Genomic DNA, 2,924 nt, shown 5'->3' with positions numbered 1-2,924 from the left:
CTTCTCAGCGGGCCGATCCGTGTCAGGGGTGGAGTGGGGTCACTTCGTGGTGACGCCCACCTTGCGGTAGACCAGCGGCAGCACGCCGCCGGAGTTCACGATGGCCAGGGCGGCGATCCAGGCCAGCTTGGGGCCGCGGATCTCGTCGTCGTCACGCTTGAGGGCATCGCGGATCGCGGCGACACGGGCCGCGAGGTCGACGCTCACGAAGGCGAACAGGCCGCCGCGCTTGGCGGCGCTCAGGGAGGCGATGGTCTTCAGCAGCTTCTTCATGGCTCCATCGTGACCGCTGACCATGCTCTCAGTCACGGTCCGAGCAGGCCTTTCCACCCACAGCGTGACACTCCCACCCCGCAGGGCGTGACTGGCGACGTTCCGGGGCTGGCTGCAGATCCTGTCCACGCATCGGTGCTGGGCGGTGAATTTGGTCACATCACCCTAGGCTTGACCCCATGACTACCTCCCTTCGTGACCTGTTGAACCGTCGTGTGCTCGTCGCCGATGGGGCGATGGGCACGATGCTGCAGGCCGTCGACCTGACCATGGACGACTTCGAGAACCTCGAGGGCTGCAACGAGGTGCTCAGCATCACCCGCCCCGACGTCATCGAGTCGATCCACCGCGCCTACTTCGAGGCCGGCGCCGACATGGTGGAGACCAACACCTTCGGCACCAACCTGGCCGCGCTGGGCGAGTACGGCATCACCGACCGGATCGAGGAGCTGGCCGAGGCCAGTGCCCGCATCGCGCGCCGCGTCGCCGACGAGTTCAGCACCGACGAGAAGCCGCGCTTCGTCCTTGGCTCGGTCGGCCCGGGCACCAAGCTGCCGACGCTCGGCCACGTCACCTTCGCCGCCGTCCGCGACGCCTACCAGCGCCAGGTCTCGGCCATGATCGCCGGCGGCATCGACGCCGTGCAGATCGAGACCTGCCAGGACCTGCTGCAGGCCAAGGCGGCCGTCATCGCCGCCAAGCGCGCCCGTGCCGCGGCCGGAGTCGACCTGCCGATCCTGGTCAACATCACCGTCGAGACCACCGGCACCATGCTGCTGGGCAGCGAGATCGGCGCCGCCCTGACCGCACTGGAACCGCTGGGCATCGACGTGATCGGCATGAACTGCGCCACCGGACCGGCCGAGATGAGCGAGCACCTGCGTCACCTGGCCAAGCACAGCCGCGCCGGGGTGGGCTGCATGCCCAATGCCGGCCTGCCGGTGCTCGGCCCCAATGGTGCCGAGTACCCGCTGGACGCCGAGGGCCTGGCCACCGCACTGGAGCGCTACGCCACCGACTACGGCCTGGCGGTCGTCGGCGGGTGCTGCGGCACCACGCCCGAGCACATCAAGCTGCTCGCCGAGACCGTCGGTGGACGCGAGGTCGCACCGCGCAGCCCGGAGCACGTCACCGGCGCCAGCTCGCTCTACAGCGAGGTGCCCTTCGCCCAGGACGCCAGCTACCTGTCGATCGGCGAGCGCACCAATGCCAACGGCTCCAAGGCCTTCCGCGAGGCGATGCTCGCCGGCAACATCGACGAGTGCGTCGAGATCGCCAAGGCCCAGGTCCGCGACGGCGCCCACCTGCTCGACCTGTGCACCGACTACGTGGGACGCGACGGCGCTGCCGACATGCGTGCCCTGGCCAGCCGCTTCACCACCGCCGTCACCCTGCCGATCGTGCTCGACTCCACCGAACCCGAGGTGATCGAGGCCGGACTGGAGACCCTGGCCGGGCGCTGCGTCATCAACTCGGTGAACTTCGAGGACGGTGACGGACCCACCAGCCGCTACGCCCGCATCATGCCCGTCGTGCGGGAACACGGCGCTGCGGTCGTCGCGCTGACCATCGACGAGGAGGGCCAGGCACGCACCGCCGAGTGGAAGGTGCGCGTCGCCAGCCGCCTCATCGACGACCTCACCCAGAACTGGGGCATGGAGGTCGGCGACATCCTCGTCGACTGCCTCACCTTCCCGATCGCCACCGGCCAGGAGGAGACCCGCCGCGACGGCATCGAGACCATCGAGGCGATCCGCGAGCTGAAGCGCCGCTACCCCGGCGTGCGCACCACGCTGGGCGTGTCCAACATCTCCTTCGGGCTCAACCCGGCCGCCCGCATCGTACTCAACTCGGTCTTCCTGCACGAGTGCGTCCAGGCCGGGCTCGACTCGGCGATCGTGCACGCGGCGAAGATCATGCCGATGGACCGCATCCCCGAACAGCAGCGCGAGGTCGCGCTCGACCTGGTTCACGACCGTCGCCGGCCCGCCACCGACGACCAGCCCGCCTACGACCCGCTGCAGAAGTTCCTGCAGCTCTTCGAGGGCGTCAAGGCGGCAGACATGCGCGCCTCGCGGGCCGCCGAGCTGGCGGCGCTGCCGCTGGCCGAGCGCCTGCAGCGGCGCATCATCGACGGCGAGGCCAAGGGCCTGGAGGCCGACCTCGACGAGGCCATGCAGACCAAGAAGGCCCTCGACATCATCAACGAGGACCTGCTGGCCGGCATGAAGGTGGTCGGTGAGCTGTTCGGGTCGGGCCAGATGCAGCTGCCCTTCGTGCTGCAGTCTGCCGAGGTGATGAAGACCGCGGTGGCCCACCTCGAACCCCACATGGAGAAGGTCGAGGACGACGATCCGAGCGGTTCCGGCCAGGGCCGCAAGGGCAAGGGCACCATCGTGCTGGCGACGGTCAAGGGCGATGTGCACGACATCGGCAAGAACCTCGTCGACATCATCGTGAGCAACAACGGCTACTCCGTGGTGAACCTGGGCATCAAGCAGCCAATCAGCGCGATCGTCGAGGCAGCCGAGAAGCACCAGGCCGACGCGATCGGCATGAGCGGCCTGCTGGTGAAGTCCACCATGGTGATGAAGGACAACCTCGCCGAGCTCGACGCCCAGGGCCTGGGCGGCAAGTACCCGGTGATGCTG

Annotated in this window: 2 protein-coding genes; one reads left to right on the top strand and one right to left on the bottom strand. The window is 68.7% G+C overall.

The window, feature by feature from the left end; genetic code table 11:
* Nucleotides 1-39: 39 nt before the first annotated feature.
* Nucleotides 40-273, bottom strand: coding sequence for a hypothetical protein (locus ACHFFZ_RS16830; protein WP_394277744.1), 234 nt, complete (start codon nt 271-273; stop codon nt 40-42).
* 179 nt (nt 274-452) lie between these two features.
* Between ACHFFZ_RS16830 and metH the strand changes: the two genes are divergently transcribed.
* On the top strand, nt 453-2,924 hold a 2,472-nt coding region (metH, locus tag ACHFFZ_RS16825), incomplete at its 3' end, for a methionine synthase (protein ID WP_394277743.1).

Origin of the sequence: Luteococcus sp., from assembly GCF_043424415.1 — a bacterium.
In the GTDB taxonomy this organism is placed as follows: Bacteria; Actinomycetota; Actinomycetes; order Propionibacteriales; family Propionibacteriaceae; genus Luteococcus.
Note: the sequence above shows the minus strand (reverse complement) of the source record. Positions and strands in the feature narration are given on the sequence as shown.

What these genes read in the sequence shown, in the direction of transcription:
- ACHFFZ_RS16830 (WP_394277744.1), bottom strand. Translation starts at nt 273, where the DNA reads ATGAAGAAGCTGCTGAAGACCATCGCCTCCCTGAGCGCCGCCAAGCGC.